The 22865-nt window shown below is 51.0% G+C and carries 22 protein-coding genes; 19 read left to right on the forward strand and 3 right to left on the reverse strand.

Going from position 1 to position 22865, the window contains the following annotated elements:
- Positions 1–222: 222 nt before the first annotated feature.
- The 11 genes from DFP98_RS00165 to DFP98_RS00215 all read left to right on the forward strand — a co-directional run bounded on the left by DFP98_RS00165 (position 223) and on the right by DFP98_RS00215 (position 12352).
- Positions 223–1896, forward strand: a complete 1674-nt coding sequence (locus DFP98_RS00165) for a sensor histidine kinase (protein ID WP_220377036.1) — start codon at positions 223–225, stop codon at positions 1894–1896.
- The gene (locus DFP98_RS00170; protein WP_116058536.1) at positions 1874–3541 is read left to right on the forward strand and encodes a response regulator transcription factor; all 1668 of its coding nucleotides are present in this window, start codon (positions 1874–1876) and stop codon (positions 3539–3541) included. Before DFP98_RS00165 ends, DFP98_RS00170 begins: the two co-directional genes overlap by 23 nt.
- 109 nt (positions 3542–3650) lie before the next feature.
- A complete protein-coding gene (locus DFP98_RS00175) occupies positions 3651–5369 on the forward strand; it encodes a type 2 periplasmic-binding domain-containing protein (RefSeq protein ID WP_116058537.1) in 1719 nt (572 codons plus the stop codon).
- A 77-nt stretch (positions 5370–5446) separates the two neighbouring features.
- The gene (locus DFP98_RS00180; protein ID WP_246016353.1) at positions 5447–6412 is read left to right on the forward strand and encodes an ABC transporter permease; all 966 of its coding nucleotides are present in this window, start codon (positions 5447–5449) and stop codon (positions 6410–6412) included.
- 12 nt (positions 6413–6424) lie between these two features.
- A complete protein-coding gene (locus DFP98_RS00185) occupies positions 6425–7297 on the forward strand; it encodes a carbohydrate ABC transporter permease (protein WP_116058538.1) in 873 nt (290 codons plus the stop codon).
- 33 nt (positions 7298–7330) lie between these two features.
- Positions 7331–8344 (forward strand): glycoside hydrolase family protein, encoded by a 1014-nt coding sequence (locus tag DFP98_RS00190; protein ID WP_116058539.1) that lies wholly within the window; start codon positions 7331–7333, stop codon positions 8342–8344.
- 18 nt (positions 8345–8362) lie between these two features.
- Entirely contained in the window at positions 8363–8929 is a 567-nt protein-coding gene (locus DFP98_RS00195) for a carbohydrate kinase family protein (RefSeq protein ID WP_116058540.1), read from the forward strand.
- A gap of 68 nt (positions 8930–8997) precedes the next feature.
- Positions 8998–9912, forward strand: a complete 915-nt coding sequence (locus DFP98_RS00200; RefSeq protein WP_116058541.1) for a nucleoside hydrolase — start codon at positions 8998–9000, stop codon at positions 9910–9912.
- Between the two features lie 35 nt (positions 9913–9947).
- Entirely contained in the window at positions 9948–10865 is a 918-nt protein-coding gene (gene rbsK / locus DFP98_RS00205; RefSeq protein ID WP_116058542.1) for a ribokinase, read from the forward strand.
- A gap of 13 nt (positions 10866–10878) precedes the next feature.
- Entirely contained in the window at positions 10879–11472 is a 594-nt protein-coding gene (locus tag DFP98_RS00210) for a nucleoside hydrolase (RefSeq protein ID WP_181917399.1), read from the forward strand.
- 676 nt (positions 11473–12148) lie between these two features.
- Positions 12149–12352 (forward strand): hypothetical protein, encoded by a 204-nt coding sequence (locus DFP98_RS00215; protein WP_116058544.1) that lies wholly within the window; start codon positions 12149–12151, stop codon positions 12350–12352.
- 163 nt (positions 12353–12515) lie between these two features.
- On the opposite strand, the gene DFP98_RS38805 is transcribed toward DFP98_RS00215, so the two are convergent.
- Entirely contained in the window at positions 12516–12680 is a 165-nt protein-coding gene (locus DFP98_RS38805; protein ID WP_181917400.1) for a hypothetical protein, read from the reverse strand.
- 117 nt (positions 12681–12797) lie between these two features.
- Positions 12798–13571, reverse strand: a complete 774-nt coding sequence (locus tag DFP98_RS00220; RefSeq protein WP_116058545.1) for a hypothetical protein — start codon at positions 13569–13571, stop codon at positions 12798–12800.
- A gap of 139 nt (positions 13572–13710) precedes the next feature.
- Between DFP98_RS00220 and DFP98_RS00225 the strand changes: the two genes are divergently transcribed.
- Both DFP98_RS00225 and DFP98_RS00230 read left to right on the forward strand, forming a co-directional pair.
- Positions 13711–14385, forward strand: a complete 675-nt coding sequence (locus tag DFP98_RS00225; RefSeq protein WP_116058546.1) for a response regulator transcription factor — start codon at positions 13711–13713, stop codon at positions 14383–14385.
- Entirely contained in the window at positions 14375–15739 is a 1365-nt protein-coding gene (locus DFP98_RS00230) for a sensor histidine kinase (protein ID WP_116058547.1), read from the forward strand. Before DFP98_RS00225 ends, DFP98_RS00230 begins: the two co-directional genes overlap by 11 nt.
- 19 nt (positions 15740–15758) lie before the next feature.
- On the opposite strand, the gene DFP98_RS00235 is transcribed toward DFP98_RS00230, so the two are convergent.
- Positions 15759–16901: a sensor domain-containing diguanylate cyclase gene (locus DFP98_RS00235; protein WP_116058548.1), complete on the reverse strand. Its 1143-nt coding sequence runs from the start codon at positions 16899–16901 to the stop codon at positions 15759–15761.
- A gap of 332 nt (positions 16902–17233) precedes the next feature.
- Here DFP98_RS00235 and DFP98_RS00240 point away from each other — a divergent pair, with 332 nt between their 5' ends.
- The 6 genes from DFP98_RS00240 to DFP98_RS00265 all read left to right on the forward strand — a co-directional run bounded on the left by DFP98_RS00240 (position 17234) and on the right by DFP98_RS00265 (position 22858).
- Positions 17234–17569: a helix-turn-helix domain-containing protein gene (locus DFP98_RS00240; protein WP_147310106.1), complete on the forward strand. Its 336-nt coding sequence runs from the start codon at positions 17234–17236 to the stop codon at positions 17567–17569.
- Between the two features lie 201 nt (positions 17570–17770).
- Positions 17771–18490 (forward strand): GntR family transcriptional regulator, encoded by a 720-nt coding sequence (locus tag DFP98_RS00245; protein WP_116058550.1) that lies wholly within the window; start codon positions 17771–17773, stop codon positions 18488–18490.
- A 118-nt stretch (positions 18491–18608) separates the two neighbouring features.
- The gene (locus DFP98_RS00250) at positions 18609–19598 is read left to right on the forward strand and encodes a sugar ABC transporter substrate-binding protein (protein ID WP_116058551.1); all 990 of its coding nucleotides are present in this window, start codon (positions 18609–18611) and stop codon (positions 19596–19598) included.
- Positions 19599–19689: 91 nt separating this feature from the next.
- On the forward strand, positions 19690–21168 hold the full coding sequence (locus DFP98_RS00255; RefSeq protein WP_116058552.1) for a sugar ABC transporter ATP-binding protein: 1479 nt from the start codon (positions 19690–19692) through the stop codon (positions 21166–21168).
- A 42-nt stretch (positions 21169–21210) separates the two neighbouring features.
- Positions 21211–22161 carry an ABC transporter permease gene (locus DFP98_RS00260; RefSeq protein ID WP_116058553.1) on the forward strand — a complete coding sequence of 317 codons (951 nt, stop codon included), beginning with the start codon at positions 21211–21213 and terminating at the stop codon, positions 22159–22161.
- Positions 22148–22858, forward strand: coding sequence for an N-acetylmannosamine-6-phosphate 2-epimerase (locus tag DFP98_RS00265; protein ID WP_116058554.1), 711 nt, complete (start codon positions 22148–22150; stop codon positions 22856–22858). The genes DFP98_RS00260 and DFP98_RS00265 overlap by 14 nt, the downstream gene beginning before the upstream one ends.
- Positions 22859–22865: the final 7 nt, after the last annotated feature.

Below are 22865 nucleotides of genomic sequence, written 5' to 3' on the forward strand. Positions count from 1 at the left end.
TATTAAATAAGATGTAAACAAAAGATAGAGGAAATAGCCGGCGACCGTGCAATATTGAAGTAGAGAGATAAGAAAGTAGGGACAACTATGAGATGGCTGCCTTTCAAGCGCCTGCCGACGTCAGGATTCAACATTTTCCAGAAACTTCTTGTCGCCTTCCTGCTCGCCATCATTCCGATTTTGCTCATCAGCATGCTTATCAATCGATCAGGGGAATCCTCTGTGTCTAAGGAGATCACGAACTCGCTGAAATCCAACGCCCGCTTCTACTTAAGCTCGTTCGAGCTGGAGATGGAACGGGTTATTCGAATGAAGCAGCAATACATTCTGGACAACGATGTCCAGGATTTGATGATGTTTCACATGATCTACTCCGATGCAGATATCGTGTACGCGATTCAAGATATTAAACGCAGGCTTCAGCAATTTCAAGACTCGAGCCTGTTCGTTCATGAACTGAAGCTATATATGCCCGAGCTTAATACAACGATTCACAACCGTCTCATCGATAAGGAGTTGCCCGAACTGGATTTGCAAGCGCTCGAGAAGCTATACGAATCGGACAAACGCATCTACCCGCTAGGAGATCACCTGATCCTGGGGGAGAGATATCCCCAGAGAGGTCCGAACGAGTTGCCGGCCAAGCTCTGGCTTGAGGTCGTGCTTTCGAAAGCAAACATGGAAAGTTCCTTAAGGGAAATTTCTACCTATAACGGAGGTGAGTCTTTGATCGTCGACCATGACGGAACATGGTCGCTCGGATCGCTTCCGCAGAAGGACATGCCGCTCGGCGAGCTTCTCCATCTGATTCCGGTGGGCGGGGAAAGGAAGGATCCGCAGAGGGGCTTCGGGAGATTTACGATCGGAGATAAACCGTATATTTACGCTTATGAATCCTCCAAGCTCCTCGATGCGTCGCTAGTCGTTTACGTACCTGAAAACAGCTTCCTAGGTCCGATCAAATGGTATAAGCAGCTATATTGGCTGCTCGCCGTCACTTCGCTCTTGGTCATGATCTTTTTCTCCACTTGGATTTACAAGCTTGTGCATCAACCGATGTATAGGCTGACCGGCGCATTCAGGCGACTTGAGAAAGGCGATTTCGACTCTCAACTGACTGACGATCGCAAGGATGAGTTCAATTATTTATATCAACAGTTCAATAAAATGTCGGGCAGACTGCAGCAACTGATCAAAGACGTCTTCGAGCACGAGCTACGTCTCAATCGGGCGGAGCTGAAGCAACTGCAAGCACAGATTAATCCGCACTTCTTGTACAACATTTTCTTCTTGTTGAATCGGATCATTCAATTGGACGACATGGACAATGCGAAGAAGCTTACGCAGCATTTGGGTCAGTTTTTCCGATTTATTACGCGCAATAAAGAGGACGAGATTCAGCTCGGCGAGGAAATGGCGCATATCGAAGCTTATACCGGCATCCAGAAATTAAGGTTCGGCAGTAAATTATCGGTCGAGATAGAGACGCTTCCCGACGGAGCCGGGAACCTGGAAGTGCCTAGGCTTATTTTACAGCCGATCGTGGAGAATGCGTTCGAATATGGCTTGGAAGACCATCTGGACAAAGGCGTTTTGCACATATGGCCGGAGCTGGAAGAACTCCATCTTACAATCCACGTCGAAGATAACGGCGAAAACCTATCGAACGAGAAGCTTGCGGAGCTGGATTTGCTGATCAAGGATACGAAACGGGATATCGAGACGACAGGCGTTGTCAATATCCATCGAAGGCTGCAGCTCAAATTCGGAGATTCTTCAGGGTTAACGGTGAAAAGAAGCTCGCTCGGAGGACTTCACGTCGCAATTCGATTGCCGCTCGGGACAACGTTAGAAACTTTAGGGGGAAACCTTCATGTACCGACTATTGATCGTTGACAACGAAGAATACGTCGTTAACGGACTCGTGGAATTGTTCAATTCGGACGAACATCAGGAACTGGAAGCAGCCGGAGCGTATTCTGCGGCGCAAGCATTAAACGTTCTAATGACGACCAAGATGGATATCGTCATCACTGACATTCGGATGCCGGGGATGAACGGTCTCGAGCTTCAGAAAATCATTGCCGCCAGATGGCCTTATTGCAAGGTCATTTTTCTGTCCGGCTATGACGACTTTAGCTATGCACAAGAAGCGATCCGAAACGGCTCAATAAATTATATTCTCAAGACGGAGCCTGACAACGTCATTATCGACGCCGTCTATCGCTCGATCGACGTCATCCGGGGCGAAAAAGAAACGCAGAATGTCATCGAGAAAGCCCAAAACCAATTGAAACAAGCATTGCCCGCTCTCCAGCGGGAATATCTCCAAAGCCTTCTGATCGGGGATAAGCAAGCCTACCAATCGTTGGATAGCCAGCTTGAACAGCTAAATATTCCTCTATCGCCGGACAAGCCGGTCTACGTCGTCGTCGGCAAAGTCGACGAGTGGCCTCAGGATTTCTCCCACTACTCGCGTTCGCTGCTACTGTATGCCGTTCAGAACATTTCGAATGAATACTTGTCGCTTTCCACAATACATTATTCTTTCATCCACGAAAGGTTTAGAATCGTTTGGCTCATTCAATCGAAAGCCGAGCCTTGGATGGAGAAGCTGCAAAGCGAAAATAAATTGACGATGACCGCTCATTTCGTATACGGCACTTTCGAGTGCGTCCAATCCTCGTGCTTAGACGTTCTTCATCTGCCGCTTTCCTTCGCGATCGGCAATCAAGCCGTGCCATGGCAAGAGCTCGGAGAAGAACTTGAGTCGCTCCTTGATCGGATCAAATCGACGGTCAAGAAGCAGCAACTGTTCATGGAGCAAGAGAATAAGCGGGAGGCTGAGACGAACAAGGTCTATTCCCTTCAGCACGAGGTATTCAAGCATTACGAGCATCTCAGTTATTGTTTGGAGCACAAGAACAAGGAAGATTTTTTCCGTAAACTCGACTTCCTGATCCAAGCCGGCGAGAAAGCCCGGAACTCGAATCAGCCGATGGTTTGCGTTCAGATCGCCAGCTCCGTGCTCTCCATCCTGTTCGGCTATTTGGAGAAGCTACGCATCGAAGACATCCCCGCGCCGATCGCGGATATTAAAGCAAGCTACGAATCGGGCAAGCTTGATCAATGGGAAGGACAGCGCGAGCAGCTGCGGACGATGGCGGAATACGTGTTCATGGAGCACGTACACGCGGAGGAGAGCGAAGAAAACCGGATCGTGCAGAACATTCACGCGTATCTGGCAACTAACTTGGGCGGCGATCTTTCGTTAAAGACGATGGCTTTCTCCATCGGACACAATCCTTCCTATTTGTCGCGCTTGTACAAGCAGAAAGCAGGCAAAGGACTATCCGAAACGATCATGGAGCTGAAGCTGTCGAAAGCGAAACAACTACTCGCGGAGCCGCAATACCGAATTCAGGATATTTCCAAAGCGGTCGGGTTCCTTTCCGATCATTACTTTTACCGCTTCTTCAAGAAAGCGATGAAGCTTACTCCTCAGGAATACCGGGAGCAGTTGAATGTAAACGGAAGATAGCCTTGGTAGTAAAAAGATCAAAGTAGATCGCCTTATAAAAAAGGACTTACAATTGAGGTACGGTTATAGGCCTAGCCGACAGCATCGAATACACAAGGGAGGCTCATGAATGAAAGCAATGAAATCCAAAAAAATATCGATAACGCTTCTATCTCTCGTAATGGCGATTTCCATCGTCCTTGCCGGATGCTCGGTCAATAAAGGCAACTCGAACAATGCCAAAGAATCGCAAGCCAATCCGTCTTCAAGCGCTTCTGTCGAAACCGCAGGCGCAAGTGGGGAACCGGCTAAGCAAGGTTATGACGACGTACTCAATATCGATTGGTACGTCAATCTGTCCTGGTGGAAATATCCCGGGGACTACGGGAAAGACAAGTTCTCGCAATACATTCGCGATCGGTTCGGGTTGAACATCAACTTCATCACGCCGGCCGGAGACGGTTCCGACCAAATGTCGGCGATGATCGCGACGGGAGAAATTCCCGATCTGGTCACGGTCGAATCTTGGCTGGACTACAAAACCAAACTCGCCAAAGGCGGATATTTGGTTTCGATCAACGAACTCATCGAGAAATACGTCCCCGACTTCAAGCCTTACCAGGACATCTTCAATTGGTACAAGGAATCCGACGGCAAGACGTACGCGCTGCCGAATTACGCTTACTCGAGTCAAGCCTTGAAGCCGGGCGAACAGCTAGAACCGAATAGCGCGTTCACGCTCCGCAAAGATATTTACGATAAGCTCGGCCGTCCGGATATTTCAACCGCCGACAAGTTCTTGGACGTTCTTGAACGCGTGAAGAATGAAGTGAAGACCTATGACGGCAAATCGCTCATTCCGCTGCAATTGTACGAGTTCACGGCAAACGGTAACGGCTCGGCGAGTTGGTTGAACGAGTATTTCGCCGTCCCTTACGAAGACGAGAACGGTAAACTGATTAACCGCACCTACAATCCGAAATATTGGGAAGTCATCAAATTCCTGAACGAAGCGTACCGCAGAGGTCTGATCTCCAAAGACAACTTTACGGACAAGCGGGATCAAATCAACGAAAAAATAGCGAGCGGACGCGTTTTTGCGAGTTTAACCGCGCCGCAGGATTTCTCCGATCCGATACGAACGCTATATACTGCCGACAACAATGCGCAGTATGAAGCGTTCGCACTGCGCAACTACGAAGGGGAAAATCCTGTTCTGACCGATATTCGCGGATTTGGATGGCTTGTCACTTTGGTCGGCAAAGACTCCAAAGCGCAAGAACGCATCGCGAAGCTGCTTTCTTTCCTTAACAGCAAGGAAGGTCAGCATATGGTCCATTTCGGCTGGGAAAACGAAACTTACACGTACAATGCGGATGGTACCATCCAATGGACCCAGGAGTATAAGGATGCGATCGCCAAAGGCGACAGCTCCGAGAAGAAGTGGGGAATGGGCTTCAATCTGCAGATGGATTGGTATTCTGTCAAGGACTTATTCCCGCAGCCCGAAAAGCCGGTAGACATTTATCTGGCCGAGAAAAACATGAAGAAACCGCTCGTTCAGTACAGTTTTGATACGAGCGCAGTAGGAGGCAAGCCGAACCCGGATCATCCGGATCGCGACAAAATGCTCGAAACGAGCAACCGTCTATCGTTGTACTGGGGCAAAGAGCTTCCGAGAATCATCTTGGCCGATTCGGAAGAGAAAGCTCGCGCCATCTTCGAAGATACGCTTAAGAAGATGGACGATATGGGCCGCGTTAAGCTCGATAAATACAATGACGAATTGTTCCAGGGAGCGAAGCAAGCGCTTGGCATCGAACGTTCTTGGCCGCCGTTCCGGAAGTAACATCCTAGTTCTCGTTCATGCCGGCGTCGTCTGAAGTCGGCATGAACTTTCATGAATCGGAAAGGGGAGCTTCTCCGTTGCATCCTGAAATGCACCCATCGGCGGCGCTTAAGAAACCTCGCCAAAATTTGATCTTTCGTCTGCTGAAGCAATGGCAAATTCAAGCGATGGCTTTATTCGGAATTATGTTCGTTCTCGTGTTCAACTACGCTCCCATGTTCGGAATCATCATTGCTTTCAAGAAGGCGGACTACTCCGTCAACCTGATGAGGAGCATAACCGAAGCACCTTGGGTCGGTTGGGATTATTTCAAAGAATTCATCCTCGATTATCAATTCCGGGATATTCTGCTGAACACCGTCGGCCTGAATTTGCTTCAGCTTCTGATCAACTTTCCCGCGCCGATTATTTTCGCGATCTTAATTAGCGAGATTGCTCATAAACGGTTCAAGAAGCTCGTACAATCGATCAGCTATTTCCCGCACTTCATTTCCTGGATCGTCTTCGGGGGCATTATCATCAACATGCTGTCCGTCGAGACCGGCGTCGTCGTATCGGCCCTGCTAAAGCTCGGGATCATCAGCGAGCCGGTATCGTTGCTTGGCGAACCGAATGCTTTCTGGCCGCTGATTATCATTACGTCGATTATTAAGGGACTCGGCTGGGGATCCATCATCTATTTGGCGGCGATTACCTCCATAGACCCTACCTTATACGAAGCGGCAACCATTGACGGAGCAGGTCGGTTCAGACGTATCTGGCACATTACTTTGCCCTCGATCTCTGGCACGATTATCGTCTTTTTCCTGTTATCCGTCAGCAATCTACTCAACTCGTCCTTTGATCAGTTATGGGTTTTCCAAACTCCGTTAAACCTGGAACGAAGCGAAGTGATCGATACGTTCGTCTACAAGATCGGAATCACGCAGATGCGTTATTCGTACACGACGGCAGTCGGCTTGTTCAAATCGGCTGTTGCGTTGATCTTGCTCGCGGGCGGCCATTTGATCAGCAAAAAAGTCGCCGGGCGCGGTATTTTCTAGGAGGGAACGCGTATGGCAACCAAGCGATTCGATTTATTTACGATTTGCAATTACGCCTTTTTGGCCATCTTCTGTCTGATTACGATTTATCCGGTGTATTTCGTCCTGATCGGCTCCTTCAATGATGGAAACGACTATATGCGAGGCGGCATTTTCCTGTTCCCGAGAGAATTCAGCCTTGCTAACTACCAAGTTGTTATTCAAGACGAAAGGCTATACACCGGGTTCAAGATCAGCATTCTGCGAACCGTAATCGGGACGATAACCAGCGTATTCTTCACAGCCATGGTGAGCTATGCCATGTCCCGCAAAAATTTGATCGCCCGTGGTCCTTACTATTGGATTCACTTGGTTACACTTTTTTTCGGGGGAGGACTTATTCCCTATTTCTTGGTGTTAAAGAACTTGCACCTCGTCAATTCCTTTTGGGTATTCGTCATTCCAACTATGTTCTCCGTCTTCAACATGATTATCTTCAGCTCCTTCTTCCGGGAAATTCCTGAGGAAATCCATGAATCGGCAACGGTGGACGGTGCGGGCGATTTTCGAATTTTCATCTCCCTGTTCATTCCGCTGTCGGCTCCGGTACTGGCAACCGTTGCGTTATGGAACGCGGTCGGGCACTGGAACTCGTTCTTCGACGCGATGATCTTCACGACCAAGGGGGATTTAATGCCACTGCAACTGTTCTTGATGAAAATGATTCGGGAAGCGGACGTGATCTCTAACAGTCAATACGTGCCTCCCCAAGTGCAGAAAAAAATCAGCGTACAGACGATTCGCATGGCCGCAATCATGATCAGCACGGTGCCCATTCTACTCGTGTATCCGTTCTTGCAGCGGTTTTTCGTGACGGGATTCATGGTTGGTTCTCTTAAAGGATAAGGCAATTAGGATTCGTTGAGGGGAGCTTGGAACATGCAGGCACAATTGGCCTACCGATTATTCGACGACGCGGATGGAATCTACAATTACTGCCCTTCTCCGGTGCTCATGGATGAAACGACAATGTATATTTTTTATTGCGCCAATGCGTGGCCGGGCCTCGTCATCGACGATATTTACGCGCGCAGGGGTAAGCTGGAGAACGGACGTTGGACGTTCGGAGACAGGTTTCGGGTGCTCCAGCCCGACCGGCTTGGCTGGGATTGCATCCATGTGTGCGATCCCGATGTGATCAAGGGAGAATTCCGCTATCGGGGCGAGACTTACTCCTGGATGATGGTTTACTTGGGGTGCGATATTCACCATTGTTATCACAATCAGGTCGGCATCGCCTTCGCGAAGGAAATAGACGGACCTTATATCAAATACGATCGCAATCCGATCGTTCGGTACGACGAATTGTTTCATTGGGGAGCCGGGCAAGCCAGCGTCGTATCGCTGGACGGCAAAGGTAAGTTCCGTATGCTGTATTCGCAGACGGTTCACGAATATGAGCGACGTCTGCAAGGGTGCCGTACGTTCTGGAAGGACTTCGATCTATCCGATGCCGAACGTCCGATCGTAGGCGAAGAAGTCGCCATGCATGTAGGCGGCATGGACAATCGGGACGGCGAAGGGGAAGTCGCCGCGTTTAACCCGACGATCGTGTGGGACAGGAACAACGATCTGTACTATTTAACCCGGGAAGGCACGCCTTTCGATAAGACCCGATCGCCGGACTTCATCGCTCCTTATACGCAAGTGTCGGTCATTTCCCGTTCCGATTTCGAGAAAAACGAAGGCGGCTGGCAAACGGTCTACAACGTCGACGGAAAGGATACCGGTTACGAACGCAACCATAATGCCGGCCTCGTGAAAGATGCCTATGGTTGGTTGGCCCGGCAAGGCGTATTGCCCGTGGCGACCACGATATCGGAGCTGACGGATCGAGATTTTCTGTGGACGTACCGGATTTACTATCAAGAATTGGCACTACCTACTTTATGAGCTTGGAGGCGAATCGCGATGTCTAGGATTTATGTTCTGCAATCGCCTAGAATGGCCGTGGCAGCCGCAAGGATGAAGGCTGACGTTAATTTCTTGGGAGCCGTTGACGATCAAACGGCAAATTGGCTCTCGGATAATCATGTTTTCCTTCGCGATTCATGGGCGCAAGGAGGTGTGACGGTAAAACGGCTGCAAAGGCTGTACCATCGTTTGTTTCCGGGAGATTTGCTTATAGTGGACGGCTCGTTACCGGACGAACTCATGATGAAAGCAGCCTTATATGCCCGGGAGTTGGGAGCTCGGGTGGTCATCGGGCTCAAGGGCGCGGGGATATCGTCCGAATCGAATGACGCGAAGGATGTCGGAGATCTAGCCGATATTCTGGTGCACGCCCCGAATGCAATGTGGAACGGTGATCCCAGAGCGATCGTATCACTCGAAGCCCCGGACAATCTCGAAGCGTGGGTCGGCGCCATGTCTCTGTGTTTGATGAACGGTCTGGGCTTAGAACAGTCGTGGTCTTTCTGCAAACGGGCCGCGGCTTCCGAAGAACTTCCTTGGTACGACGAGGTTGCTTACGGCTGATGTTTTATGATCACGTATCACGCAACAGACAGAAAGAATATCACATTTATTGGAGGGTATAATTTCATATGATCTCATTTCCGACTATTCCCGCGGACCAATTAGTCCGACGGCTGGAGCATCCCGGCCGCAAAATCCGTATGGTGCTCGATACCGACACCTTTAATGAAATCGACGACCAGTTTGCGATCGTGTATGCCTTGAAATCCCCCGAGAACATGACCCTCGAAGCCTTGTATGCCGCGCCTTTCTATAATGAGCTGTCGACGGGTCCAGCTGATGGAATGGAGAAAAGCTACCAGGAAATTCTCAAGATCCGAGGGATCATGAATAGAGAGGACATTCCCGTATACCGCGGCTCGACTGCTTACTTGCATGCTGCCGATCGCCCCGTAGAGAGCGAAGCTGCGCGCGATTTGGTCGAACGCGCGATGGCCAGCGATCCATCCGATCCGCTCTATGTCGTATCCATAGGCGCGATTACGAACGTTGCGTCCGCGCTGTTGATGGAACCCCGGATCATTGAGCGCATCGTACTCGTATGGCTCGGGGGCAATGCGCTGCACTGGGCGGATACTAAAGAATTTAATCTCATGCAAGATTTGCATGCCTCGCGTCTCGTATTCGATTGCGGCGCACCTCTTGTTCTCGTTCCTTGTCTCGGAGTCGCGACTCATCTTCAAACCTCGCTTTCCGAATTGCGGGATTATGTTAAAGGCAAAAGCGATATCGGGGACTATTTATATGAAACCTATCAGAACTGCTCGAAGGATCATTTCGGGTATTCCAGGGTCATTTGGGATATTTCAGTTATCGCTTGGCTTAATAACCCGGAGTGGTGTTGGAGCTCCCTCGCGCACAGTCCGCACATTTCGGAAGATCTCAGATGGAGCGCGGATTCATACCGGCATCTGATTCGTTGCGTGAATTTCATTCGCCGGGACGAAGTGTTCCGGGATCTGTTCCGCAAAATCGCGGATTAGTCGGTTGTCCGAGTAAAGAATAAGAGGTGTTCGTTATGAATCGACCCCGGATAGCGGTCGTAGGAAGCTTGAATATGGATCTGGTCGTTTCGACCGAAAGGATGCCGAGAGTCGGCGAGACGATATCCGGGAAGACGATTCATTATATCCCGGGAGGCAAAGGGGCCAACCAAGCCGTTGGATGCGCTAGACTCGGCGCAGAGGTGCATATGATCGGCGCGGTCGGAGACGATATGTTCGGATCGGTTCTGATGACCAACATGAAAGATAATGGCGTATGTACCGACGGAATCGGGATCATCGAACATACGCCTACCGGAATCGCCTCTATCCTGCACACGAGCGAAGATAATTGCATCGTCATTATTCCGGGAGCGAACGGCGCGATGACCCCGGCGAGGGTAGAGCAATCCGCTAGATTCATTGCACAGGCCGATCTTGTGCTCATCCAATTGGAGATTCCGTTGGAATCGGTTTATGCGGCTTTGCGAATTGCCAGGTCAGCCGGAGTACGAACGGTATTGAATCCAGCACCGGCACGGGATTTATCGGCGGATCTGCTTCAGCTAGCCGATTGTATTACTCCGAATGAGACCGAGTTCGCCAGTCTAGGCGGTTTCATGGAAACGGATGGGCAGGACGCTTGGCAGGACGGGTTATCGAATTGGGAGAAACGCCATGACCATAAGGTTATCTTGACTCGGGGGAAACATGGCGCATCGTATCGAAACAATGGACAGCCGGTGACGATCCCCGCGCCCGTCGTGGCGGCCGTGGACAGCACAGGGGCTGGAGATTGCCTGAATGCAGCGTTCGGGTTCGGTCTCGCTTCCGGTTGGAGCATTGAACAATCGCTTAAATTCGCCGTGAAAGCTGCCTCTTTGTCGGTAACCAAATTCGGAGCTCAGGCGGGTATGCCTACAATCGAGGAAATCGAGCGAATGGATATCTGACGCGGTCACCACTTTGCGCGAATGGTTGGTCAAGGAATCGGACCAAGGGGTAGTATTGATTGCTATCGGTCCGCAGCCTAACCTACGGAAATTGCTGCAATCAGTAGCGGAAGAGCATTCCGCTCTTAGCGGCATTGATCTCGTGAAGGAAAAAGTATCGCAAATTGTCATAATGGGTGGAGCCTTTCCAGAAGGGAAGGAGTGGAATTTCGAAATGTGCCCACAATCGGCTCAATATGTCGTGGCACATTCGCCGATCCCAATTATGTTTACTGGGTTTGAAATTGGATACGACATTATGACCGGTGCCCGCTTGTGCATGGAAGCGCCGGAGGACCATCCAGTGCGTAAAGCGTATGAACGTTTTTTAGGACAGGCGGGAAACAGACACAGTTGGGATCTGACCGCCATCTTATACGGCGTGCGCGGCTTGGCTAATTACTGGGAAACTACAGTAGCAGGAGGCTGTATTGAGGTTGATTCGAACGGCACGAATCGCTGGTTGAGTAATCCTGATAAAGGCCATCGCTATTTGCAGTGCAAGATGGCTCCACAAGCAATTAGTACAGTGTTGGATGAGTTGCTTGCGGGATATCTTCGTACATAGGCAGTGAGGTTTATGCTCCCAAGAGCGCGGAAAAGAGCAGTTTACGACTTGGGAGTATAGATTTTATTCTATTTTAAGGATGGAGCGAGATGACTTGAGCCGGTTTGCAGCTATGTGACTACCAAAAATAATTGTCATATTTATTGCACTCCTTATGCCGATCTACTTGATTAATTTAATGACGAATATGTCCAGCATGTTTCCCTTGAAAGAGCAGACGACGCACGCCGCGACATCGAATCCGCAGTTTTAAGCTAAGCAATCGGAGGATCAAATTGCCTTTATCCGCATTCAGCAGCACCAGCTGCTGAACGACTCCAGCCTACAAAAGCTTAACTTTATGGCGAATACGCAGATTTTGTCGATGGCAGTGGAGCAGGGGGGCTTGGTCATGTTCTCTCCGAATTCTCTCAAACATCCAATTTTGCTCACTTTTTAATGAATTCCCGAGACGCTTTGCGGTACTAGGGAATGGCGATGAAAAACCCAATACCCCTTGTTTTATCCACTGAGTTCCCTTTAGCACGCAAGTTTCAGGTCCGTGTGGGCTAATACCCCGTGGAGGTTCGAGTCCTCTCGACCGCACCATACCTAAAAAATCAGGCTCATAAATTGCGAAGACGCGAATTATGAGCTTTTTTTGTATGCCCGGAATTTTGTGGAGCAGGCAGGGCCAATGCATTTATTCAATTGGGGGATTGCCAGTCTTCACGAGAATACGTACGGCACGAACTTCTCGGATATTTACGGTAAATTAAAAATGGCGCCCTATAGCGACAAACAGTTCCTGGCCAAGCAGTTCACGGAGTCCCGCACTTTGTTTACCTTCGCTTCCAAGAACAAATTGCAGCTGATGGAGATGCATTTCCTGCCGGAGTAAGCAGCGTTCGAACGGGAAGAATGGCAATAGACGGAGAGCTGCGATGGGTAAGAGGAGGAGGGGGGCTAAGGCTAGCCGCCCCCGCCCCCGGTCTGCTCGCATATTTCCTCTTGGCTGAACAGCCTCTCGGCCCTCACCGAGCGTTGCCTCCCAAGCAATCGAATCACTCTTTTACGAACACTTGAACGATATGATACTTTTGAAGCAATGCCACCTTCGCCTCCGTTAACACCGTCCCCGATCTCATTAGGAGCACGCCTTTTTTGTCGGTAATGTCTTGTGCGACTTGTTTTCCGATTAACGCTTTTCCTAAAAACTTTTTTTCCATTGCCCTATGACCTCCACATCGCTCTATCGCTTCTCGGCATGCGCCGAGGTTTGCGGACAAGGATTTCCTTATACCGCCAAACTCGCCTTCCTCCTACTTGCGCTCAATTTCGAAAGACTACTTGAGCGTGATGGAAGAGAGGCTTCCATTTTTCGCGAAGTCTTCGGAGTAGGAAACCGTCGCCTTTGCCGTTATCGTGCCGTTCGGACTTTTAATCGTTATCGTGGGCGCCGAAGAATAGCCGGAGCCGGGGTTCGTGATGGAGATTCCCGTAACGACGCCGTTGTCCACGATTGCGGCGGCGGTTGCCGGAACGATCTTCCAGGTTTGCGATTGCTGTCCGTTATACCGATAGTAGTCGGATACTTCGTCCAATCTGTCGTTGGTGATGCCGTAAGGAGCCAGTACTTTTAGCAGCGCCGCCTTATTGCTTTGCGCCTCCTCGGCGGTCGGACCGCCGCTGCTCAGTTCGGCTGGCGTTACGCCGCTGAACGCTTCGCGGAATACTTCGGTCGGAACCCCGAGGGCGGCAGCGATGAGAACGACGGGGCGACCATGATCTTGCGGGTCGGTCTCATAACCCCCCGACACAGTGACGGAAACGGTGCCGTCCTTGGTAGTAGTGACCGTAGTCAAGTTGCCGGAGGCCGGGGCGGCAGCTTGTCCGCCTGCGCTGGCTCCGGATTGTTTAGGCGGGCGAGGGTGATCTGGATTGCGCTGCCCGTCGTGTCCGCTAGGCGGCGGTGGCGCTTTACCGGTGCCCCCCGAAACGCACTCGTTCTGTCCAGAAGGAGCGGCCATCGTGTGATTGGAACGATCAAGCGCCGTCCCCCCACCGATAATTACCGCTGCCGCCAACGTTGCCGCCATCCATTTTGCCGTCTTCTTCATGTTCATCCTCTTCCTTTCATCGTGGGTTTGTTGTTGCTTGATCCCGATGTTACCCGGAGTTGGTGAAAATATAGTGAAAGCGCGAGCTCTATCGAATATACTTTTTTTAGTAGAGTGATTCGGAAAGAGGGGAACCGCCTTGAAAATATTGCTGGCGGAAGACGATGTCCGGTTAGGCGAGTTGACCGCGCACCTGATCAGGAGGAAAGCCGGCTGCACGGTCGACTGGGTGACGACGGGCCGCGACGCTTACGAGTATGCGACCGCTTCCAGCTACGATGTAGTCGTCCTCGATTGGATGATGCCGGATGGGAATGGCCGCGACGCCTGCGCGAAGCTGCGCAAGCTCGGGTACGCCGGGGCGATTCTGATGCTGACGGCAAAGGATGCGCTGCAGGATCGCGTTGAAGGTCTCGATGCGGGGGCGGACGATTACTTAGTTAAGCCGTTTGAGATCGAGGAGTTGCTCGCGAGGCTGCGGGCATTGTCGCGCAGAACGTTCGTCCCCCTTCAAGAGGACGTTATCCGGATCGGCGATTTGGAGCTGCACAGAAACAACCAGATTGCCAAGATTGGCGGCGAAGAAATGAAATTGTCTCCCCGCGAGTTTCAAATCTTGGATTTGCTCGTACAGAATAAGGGGCTTACGTTGTCGCGGGAAGTGATATTGGACAAAGTATGGGGGCTCGACGCCGAGGTGAATTTGAAGACGATCGATGCCACCGTCAAATTAATTCGCAAGAAGCTCGGGTCGTCCTTTGCGCAGGAGCTCATCAGGAGCGTGAGAGGCGTGGGGTATCGAATTGAAGCCTAAATGGACAATCCAAAGGCGGACGGCGAACGGCGACCTGTTCGCCATGACGCGTAACAAGCTGACGCTTCAATACAGCGGCATGCTCATTTTATTTCTGAGCCTGTTCATTATCGGCGTGTATGCCCTGCTGTACGGGGTGATTTGGAGCGAGCAGCGATCCGCTCTGGGCGCAATCGCCGATAGCGAATTTCAAGCGCTGAAGCAATGGAGCGATCAAGGAGGCGATTCGACCCGTCCGCCCCCTCGCGACGTAGAGGATGCTTTCTCGATTAGCAACGATCAGTCGTTCTATTATTTGATCGGCGATGGCGGGCATGTCCAACTGGGCGGCGAAATTCAGTTTCAATTGCGCGAGCAAGTAATGCAGGCGATCTCGCAAGGACAATTCGTACGGGACGATTATACTCGAATGGCGATGCAGATCTTCAGCGGCTCGTCGGCCCGCGATGCGAAATTTTTGGTTACGGCCCGCGAATTGGCGTTTAACGGGGATCGGAGCAGCATGTTATACATCGGGAAAGAGGTTACGTTCCAACACAACTTGTTCCGCTGGCTGCTCATTCTGCTGGTCGGCATGGCGCTTTTGTTCTTTTTACTGGCTTTAGGGTTCAGTTATTGGATGTCTCGCAAAGCAATGGTCCCGATCGCTCGTTCTTACGCGAGACAGAAGGAGTTTGCAGCGGACGCTTCACATGAGCTAAGAACGCCGCTTAGCGTGCTTTTAACCTCGATTGAAGCGCTCCAACTGGAGCTGGAAGAAAGCGCCGCAGACCTTCCTCTCGCTCACAATCTCTTATCGGGAATGAAACAGGAAGTCGGATCGATTGCGAAACTAACGGGAGATTTACTGCAGCTTGCACGTTCCGATTCCGGAGAGCTTGCTCTTAACCGATCGCCATTTCATGCCGGCTTGGCGGCAGCGAAGGCCGTCGATCGCCTTCGGCCGTTGGGGGATAGCAAGCGCATCGCCATCGAGCTGGATGCTCCGACTGACCTCGTTGTGGAGTGGGACGAAGAGAGATTCGCGCAGCTGCTTATTCTGCTTGTCGATAACGCCGTGAAATATTCGCCGGAGAATAGGACCGTGCAAGTCAAGCTCGCCGAAAGGACGGTAAAAGGGGAACGGATGTTGACCGTCGAGGTCAAGGACAACGGGATCGGCATCGCAGCCGAAGCGCTGCCCCGCATCTTCGACCGCTTCTACCGGGAGGATCGATCGAGGACGCGGCAATCCGGCGGACACGGCCTGGGGCTCGCGATCGCTCATAATATTGTGAACGCCGGCCGTGGTACGATCCATGCGGAAAGCGTCGTCGGCAAGGGCACTACATTTACAGTGCGCCTGCCGCTGTAAGGGCGGCTGCCTATATCGGTCAGCGTTGCAAAAGCGTTGTCCCGCAAGCCGACTGATGCCTAAATTGATAGTTGTTTTTTCCTCGTTTTTTGGCAATGTACATCGCTTCATCGGCGAGTTTGATCAAATCTTGCACATCCTGGCCTTGATCGGGATACAGACTGATTCCTATGCTGCATGAGATTTCGATGCTGCAATCGTTGATTCGGTAGGGTTTAGATATCGTTGTAAGGAGTGCTTCCGCCAGACTCGCCGCCTCCCGTTCGGTATGGATTTCAGTAAATAGTATAAATTCGTCGCCGCCAAATCGGGCAATGTTATCGCTGCTGTCGGCTTGAGTGAATTTGATTCTTCCGGCAAACTCCTGCAGCAGTTGATCGCCGACAAGATGCCCGTAAGAATCGTTCACCCCTTTAAATCCATCCACATCCAAAAACATAACGGCAATTCTGGACTGGTTTTGCTTTGCTTCTTCGAAAGCCTGGATCAATCGGTTATGAAAGAATTCGCGGTTCGGCAAAGCCGTAAGCGAATCGTAATAAGCGCGATAACGCATTTTTTCTTCATTTAATTTCCGCTCGGTAATATCCTCCATGATTGCGGCGTAGCATTCCAGCTGTCCGTTGTCACTATAAATGGAATAAACCCGCATATTGAGCACATGAATGAGTCCGCTCCTATGCTTGTTTCGTATTTCTCCTTGCCAATATCCGCAGTCTATTAATTTTTCCCAGACTTCATTAAGGAAACCGGGGCTGAACTGTTCCGACAGGAGCAGCGACAAATTTCTACCCTGGGCTTCCTCTTCTCTATATCCGGTTAAACGAGTAAATGCCAAATTCGTGGTCATAATATTGCCGTTTAAATCGGTTACAATAACCCCTTCGTTCATGCACTTAATAATTTTAGCGGAAAGCTGCAGCCTCTTGTCCGATTCTTTTGGCGTTATTTCCAGAATTGTCGCTAGCCTCGTATGAACTGCCGCTTTGAAGACCAGAACTTGCGTCAAGACTTTCCATTTGTAAAAGAAAACGGCGAATAACGAAACAGAGACGAGCAAACTTGCGGCTAGCCAGAAAATGACGATCATATACGGTGAATGGTACGAAACAAGATGGGGCATCATTTTGTAAATAATCTTGGGATTAGAAGTTTCAATCATGATTATGTGAACCACATCGTTTCTTCATTTTTGAATAGCTCAAAAAAATACTCCGGAATTACTAGTTAATGGTTCTATTTGCCTACTCGATTGCTTGGTTGTTCTGGATTGTTGGGGTTTATTCTGCTGTTCGAGTCGTATTCCAGCTTCTCAATCCCAGTCGAATAGGAAGAAAGACTTAGTCAGACTGTCACAATATGTAGTCTTGTGGAAGATTATACCCCAAAGTATTTAAAGCTACAATTAGATAAACTGATTGTAGTTTAAAGACTCTCCAACCTTCAAAGTGGGTAAACTACACTTTATTTGGAGAGAGGTTGTGAGGTTTGAGAATGGGGACGTTAGCGGCGTTAATCGGAGCAAAAATACGTTTGCATCGTTTGGCACGTAACATGACGCTGGATCAGCTTGGGGAAACCATTGGGATGGCTGGCACATACCTCGCTCAAATCGAGCGCGGCGAGAAAAATGTCAAGTTAAGCACAATCGAAAAAGTGGCCACCGGTTTGCATATGACTGTTTACGATTTATTTGATGAGAAGGAGGGGAGCTTGCAAGAAAAGAAATGGGTATGGGCAAGCGTCCTTCTCCTGTTGCAGCATGATGAAGTCAAGCATCGTCAAGCTTATCGCATATTAAAGGCTTTGCTTATTGAGGATGAAGCCTAATAATGAGGTAATTTCAGGGAGCGGCCGGTTCACGGTTGCTCCTTTTTGCTTGCTCAGCCCGGTCCTGCGATCGTTGGGCACATCGTTCGGATAATATTCCAACTACATTTTTCGACAAATGAATTGACAAACGATCGTATCATGATAATATAATGTTATAACAGGTTAGAGGTTGACCTTTTCGCGAAAGGGGAGCTTATCGTGATCGATAAGAGCAATCCGCTGTCATTATACCATCAACTTAAGCAAATTATCTCCAACAAAATTCAGGAAGGCGAATGGAAGGTTGGGGACAAGCTGCCTTCCGAAGCCGAGCTATGCGATCTCTATCAGGTTAGCCGCATAACGGCAAGACGTGCGTTATCCGAGCTTGAACACGAGGGCATGATCGAGAAGAAGACAGGCAAGGGCACTTTCGTCCGCTTTTCCGGCATTAACCAGGAACTGAACCGGTTCTACAGCTTTACGAACGAAGTTAAGCTGCGGGGGTATACGCCTTCCTCCAAGCAATTATCTCTTGAAAGGGTTTTCCCCGACAACGAAGTTCGGCATGCCTTGACCTTGCCCGAGGGCGAGCAGGTTTACTTGATCAAGCGGCTTCGGATGGCCGACAACGAAGCGATCGTCATCGACCGCTCTTACTTGCCGTGCCGGCTGTTTCCCGGATTGGATCAATACGATTTCGGGCAGCGTTCCTTGTACGAGACGCTGAGCGAAGTCTATAACGTAGCCGCCAACATGGCCGAAGAGACGATCGACGCCGTATTGATCAGCAAGGAAGAGGCGGATTTACTCGATATTAAGAAAAGCTCTCCGTGTCTGTTAATTAAGCGGATTGCTTATTTCGGCACGCTTCCGGTGGAGTTCAACTATCGGATCGTCAACCGCGATAAGTATAAATATAAAATCCAGTTGAAGTAACGCATGTAGATTCGAACTAGGGGGGATGTACGCTCTACAAGCTCTGTTTTCAAAGGGGCGGAGCACGGTTTTAAAAGTTTGAAAAATCAGAATATTATGAAAATTGGAGGCAAAAAGTATGCGTAAAATGGTCTTTTTACTGCTTATCGTGGCAATGACGGCATTGACAGCTTGTTCAAGCACAAATGAAAGCGGAAACAATACGGGGGCCAAAGGAAGTCCGTCTGCCGAAACCGGCGGCGAAGCCGCAAACAAGAAGCTGAAAATCGGTTTTACGGTCGCCAATCTGGCGAATACGTATTTCGTCGACTTGTCGGAAGGCGTGAAGGCAAGGGCGCAAGAGCTAGGCTACGACGTCACCGTTCATGACGGCAAAGGCGACGCGGTGCAGCAAGTCAACGCGATCGAGAACTTCATTACCCAGAAGCTGGACGTCATCGTGATCAGCCCGGTTGACGACAAGGCTTTGGAGCCGGTAGTCAAGAAAGCCAAAGAAGCCGGCATCACCGTCGTCAGCTCTAACCAGAACGTAGCCGGCTCCGACGCTTTCCTTACTGTGCCGGAATACGAATACGGGATGGCGATCGGCGAACAGGCGGGACAATGGATTGCCGACAAGCTGGGCGGTACGGCGGAAGTTGCCATTATCGATTACCCCGAACTGAAAGTCATCATCGAACGGGCCAACGGAATCAAGGACGGCATTCTGAAGCATGCGCCGGATGCCAAAATCGTGGCCAATCAGTCGGCGAACACGGTTGAGAAAGGAATGCGGGCGATGGAAACGATTCTCCAGGCTCACCCGAACGTCAAAGTCGTCGCGGCCGTTAACGATGCCGGCGCGCTCGGCGTCTACGAAGTCGTGAAAGCGGCTAAGAAGGATACGCCGGACTTCTTTATCGGCGGATTGGACGCAACGCAGGAAGCGCTGAAGAAGATCAAGGAAGACGGCATTTACCGCGCGACTATCGACATCGCTCCGGTCGGAATGGGGCGGCAAATTGTAGATACGGCAGTGAAAGTCATCGCAGAAGGCCCGATTGCCGAACCGATCGCGGTGAATATGATTCCCGTAACGCTTAGCAACGTGGACGAATTTATCCAGTAACAGATGCGATTCCATCCGCAGACCTTCCTCCATAGGTACACCGCAGCAATTACGGGAGAGGGTCTGTGGAAGATAAAGGAGGCCGGCCGCGATGGGCGAACCCCTATTGGCTCTTCGGGACATCAGCAAATATTACCCTGGCGTTAAGGCGCTGGACGGCGTTTCAATCGATTTTCGGCCAGGAGAGGTGCATTCGATCGTAGGCGAGAACGGCGCGGGCAAATCGACGCTGATCAAGACGATCACCGGCGCCATCGAGCCGACGTCGGGCAGCATTAGGTACAATGGCGTTGAGATGAGCGGCATGAACCCGATCTATGCGTTAAAGGAAGGGATCAGCGCGATCTATCAGGAGTTCAACCTGATTCCGAGTCTGACGGTAGCTGAAAATATTTTTTACGGCAGGGAGCTTGGCGGCAGATTCATGATCGATAGACGCGAGATGAATGCCCGGTCGTCGCAAATTTTAAGTCAGCTCGGCGTGAACGTGCGGCCCCAGAGCTTGGTTAAAGATTTGAGCGTCGGTTTCCAGCAAATCGTAGAAATTGCCAAAGCGATATCCGGCAATGCCAAAGTGTTGATTATGGATGAGCCTACGGCCCCGCTGACGAGCAGCGAAGTCGAGAAGCTGTACGAAATCGTCGACAAGCTGAAGCGGCAGGGGATGACGATTATTTATATCTCTCACAAATTCGAGGAAATCTTCCGTCTCTCCGACCGGATTACAGTCATGAGAGACGGCAAATATATTCGAACGCTGCAGCGCGAAGACACGAACAGATCCGAATTGGTCAGCCTGATGGTCGGACGGGCGTTGGGACAGCATTATCCGCCCAAAGCTTCCCGGACGGGAGCTGCGGTGCTGGAGGTCAAAGGTCTCTCCAATCCCCAGGTCAACGACATCTCTTTCACCCTGAAGGAAGGAGAGATATTGGGAATCGCCGGCCTGGTCGGCGCCGGGAGGACGGAGCTGGTACGCGCCATATTCGGCGTCGATCCGATATCTGCAGGCGAGCTGCTGATCAGGGGGAAACGCGTCAAGATTCGTCATCCGATGGACGCCATCGGCTATAAGATGGGACTCATTCCGGAGGACAGAAAGCAGCATGGCGCGCTGTTGAACATGGACGTGAAATTTAACATCTCGTACGCTTCGCTTGATAAAATCGCTTCCTTCGGTTTTCTGCACAAGAAGAAAGAGAAAAATCTGGCCACGGATTATATCGCGGCTCTGGCCATCAAGACGCCCGGGGAGCTGCAGGCGGTCAAAAACCTGAGCGGCGGCAACCAGCAGAAGGTCGTTCTGGCCAAATGGCTGGCGACCCAGTGCGATATTCTGATCTTCGACGAGCCTACGCGCGGCATTGACGTTGGGGCGAAGCAGGAAATCTACGCCTTGATGCGAAATCTGGTCGGTGAGAATAAGTCGATTATTATGATTTCGTCCGAAATGCCGGAGCTGATCGGCATGTCCGACCGGGTGCTGGTCATGAAGGAAGGATCGCTAACGGGCGAAGTTGCAGGCGATGAAATGACGCAGGAACGCATTCTGACGATGGCTACGGAATAACGGCCGTCGTTCTTATCCCAAATGTAGAGCGGAGGTCAACCCGTGCCGATCAGAGCCATACTCGTAAAATACGGAATTTACATTGTGCTGCTGCTTCTCGTCTTCTTTTTCTCGGTCGCCTCGGATGCTTTTTTGTCCGTAGATAACCTGCTGAACATTTTAAGACAAGTATCGATAGTCGGAATCGTGGCCGTAGGCATGACGTTCGTGATTTTGACAGCGGGCATCGACTTGTCCATCGGTTCGATCATCGGCGTTTCCGCGGTATTGGCCGCGAAGCTGATGCTGTTCGGCGTCCATCCGGCGCTGGCGTTCGTACTGACGCTCGTTGCCGGTATCGTGATCGGTCTCGTCAACACGTATTTTATTCATGAGATTCAAATTCCGGCGCTAATCGTGACGCTGGCGACTTTAACGGCGCTAAGAGGGATCGCCTACATCATTACCGGAGGGTTGCCCGTATACGGCTTGCCCGAAGGCTACTCTTTCATCGGACAAGGTTACGTGATGGGGATTCCCGTTCCCGTCATCCTGATGCTTGCCTGCTTTGCGGTCGGTTACTTCGTGCTGGAGAAGACGCGGTTCGGCAGGTACGTCTACGGAGTCGGCAGCAATGAGGAGGCTTCCCGCCTGTCCGGGGTTAACGTTCGCAAAATCAAATATATCGCCTATTGTCTGAGCGGCTTCCTAAGCGCGCTTGCCGGACTGGTGCTGCTCTCCCGGGTAAACAGCGGCCAGCCTACGGCGGGAACCGGTTATGAGCTTGACGTAATTATCGGCGTCGTATTGGGCGGCGTCAGCATGAACGGGGGCGAAGGCCGGATTAGCGGCGTCATTACCGGCATTCTGATTATGGGCGTGCTCACGAACGGCATGATTCTGCTTAACATCAGCGAATATTACCAGCTTGTCGTCAAAGGAGCCGTGCTGCTGTTGGCTGTGAGTCTGGATTACGTATCGAAAAAACGGAGGGTTAAAGTTGCGCATACATGAACTTAAACGAGGATTATTCGTATCTTGTCAGGCACAGCCGGACGAGCCGCTGTTCGGATCGGAATATATGGCCAGAATGGCGGTGGCGGCGGAGATGGGCGGAGCGGTAGGCGTACGCGTCAACACGATTCCGGACATCGTAGCAGTCAAGCAAGCGGTCGCGATTCCGGTCATCGGCATCATCAAGCAGGAGTACCCGGATTGCTATCCCTACATTACGCCGACAATGAAGGAAGTCAGAGAGGTTGCCGCAACGGGAGCCGAGATCGTGGCGATCGACGCGAGCAAGCTGACCAAGCCGGACGGCAAAACGACGGAGCAGTTCATTCACGATATCAAAAGCGAGCTGGACATTCTGGTTATGGCGGACGTGTCGACGCTTGAAGAAGGCATCGCGGCCTGGAAAGCCGGCGCGGATCTGATTTCCTCGACGCTGTGCGGGTATACGCCCTACACGCGCAAGGAATCGAACGTGCCGATCGAGCTGCAGGAGCCCAATCTGGAAATTATCGCGGCGCTGGCCGATAAGATCGCAGCTCCAATTGTCGCGGAAGGCCGTTTCTGGGACTATCGCAATGCGGTTAAAGCGCTCGAGAATGGCGCCCATTCCGTAGTTATCGGGGCCGGCATTACGAGACCGCAGATCATTACTTTGAAAAACGTGACGCAGATCAACGCGTATTTGCAGACGGTATAAGCGATTG

Source organism: Cohnella phaseoli (genome assembly GCF_003386235.1).
GTDB classification, from domain to species: Bacteria; Bacillota; Bacilli; order Paenibacillales; family Paenibacillaceae; genus Cohnella; species Cohnella phaseoli.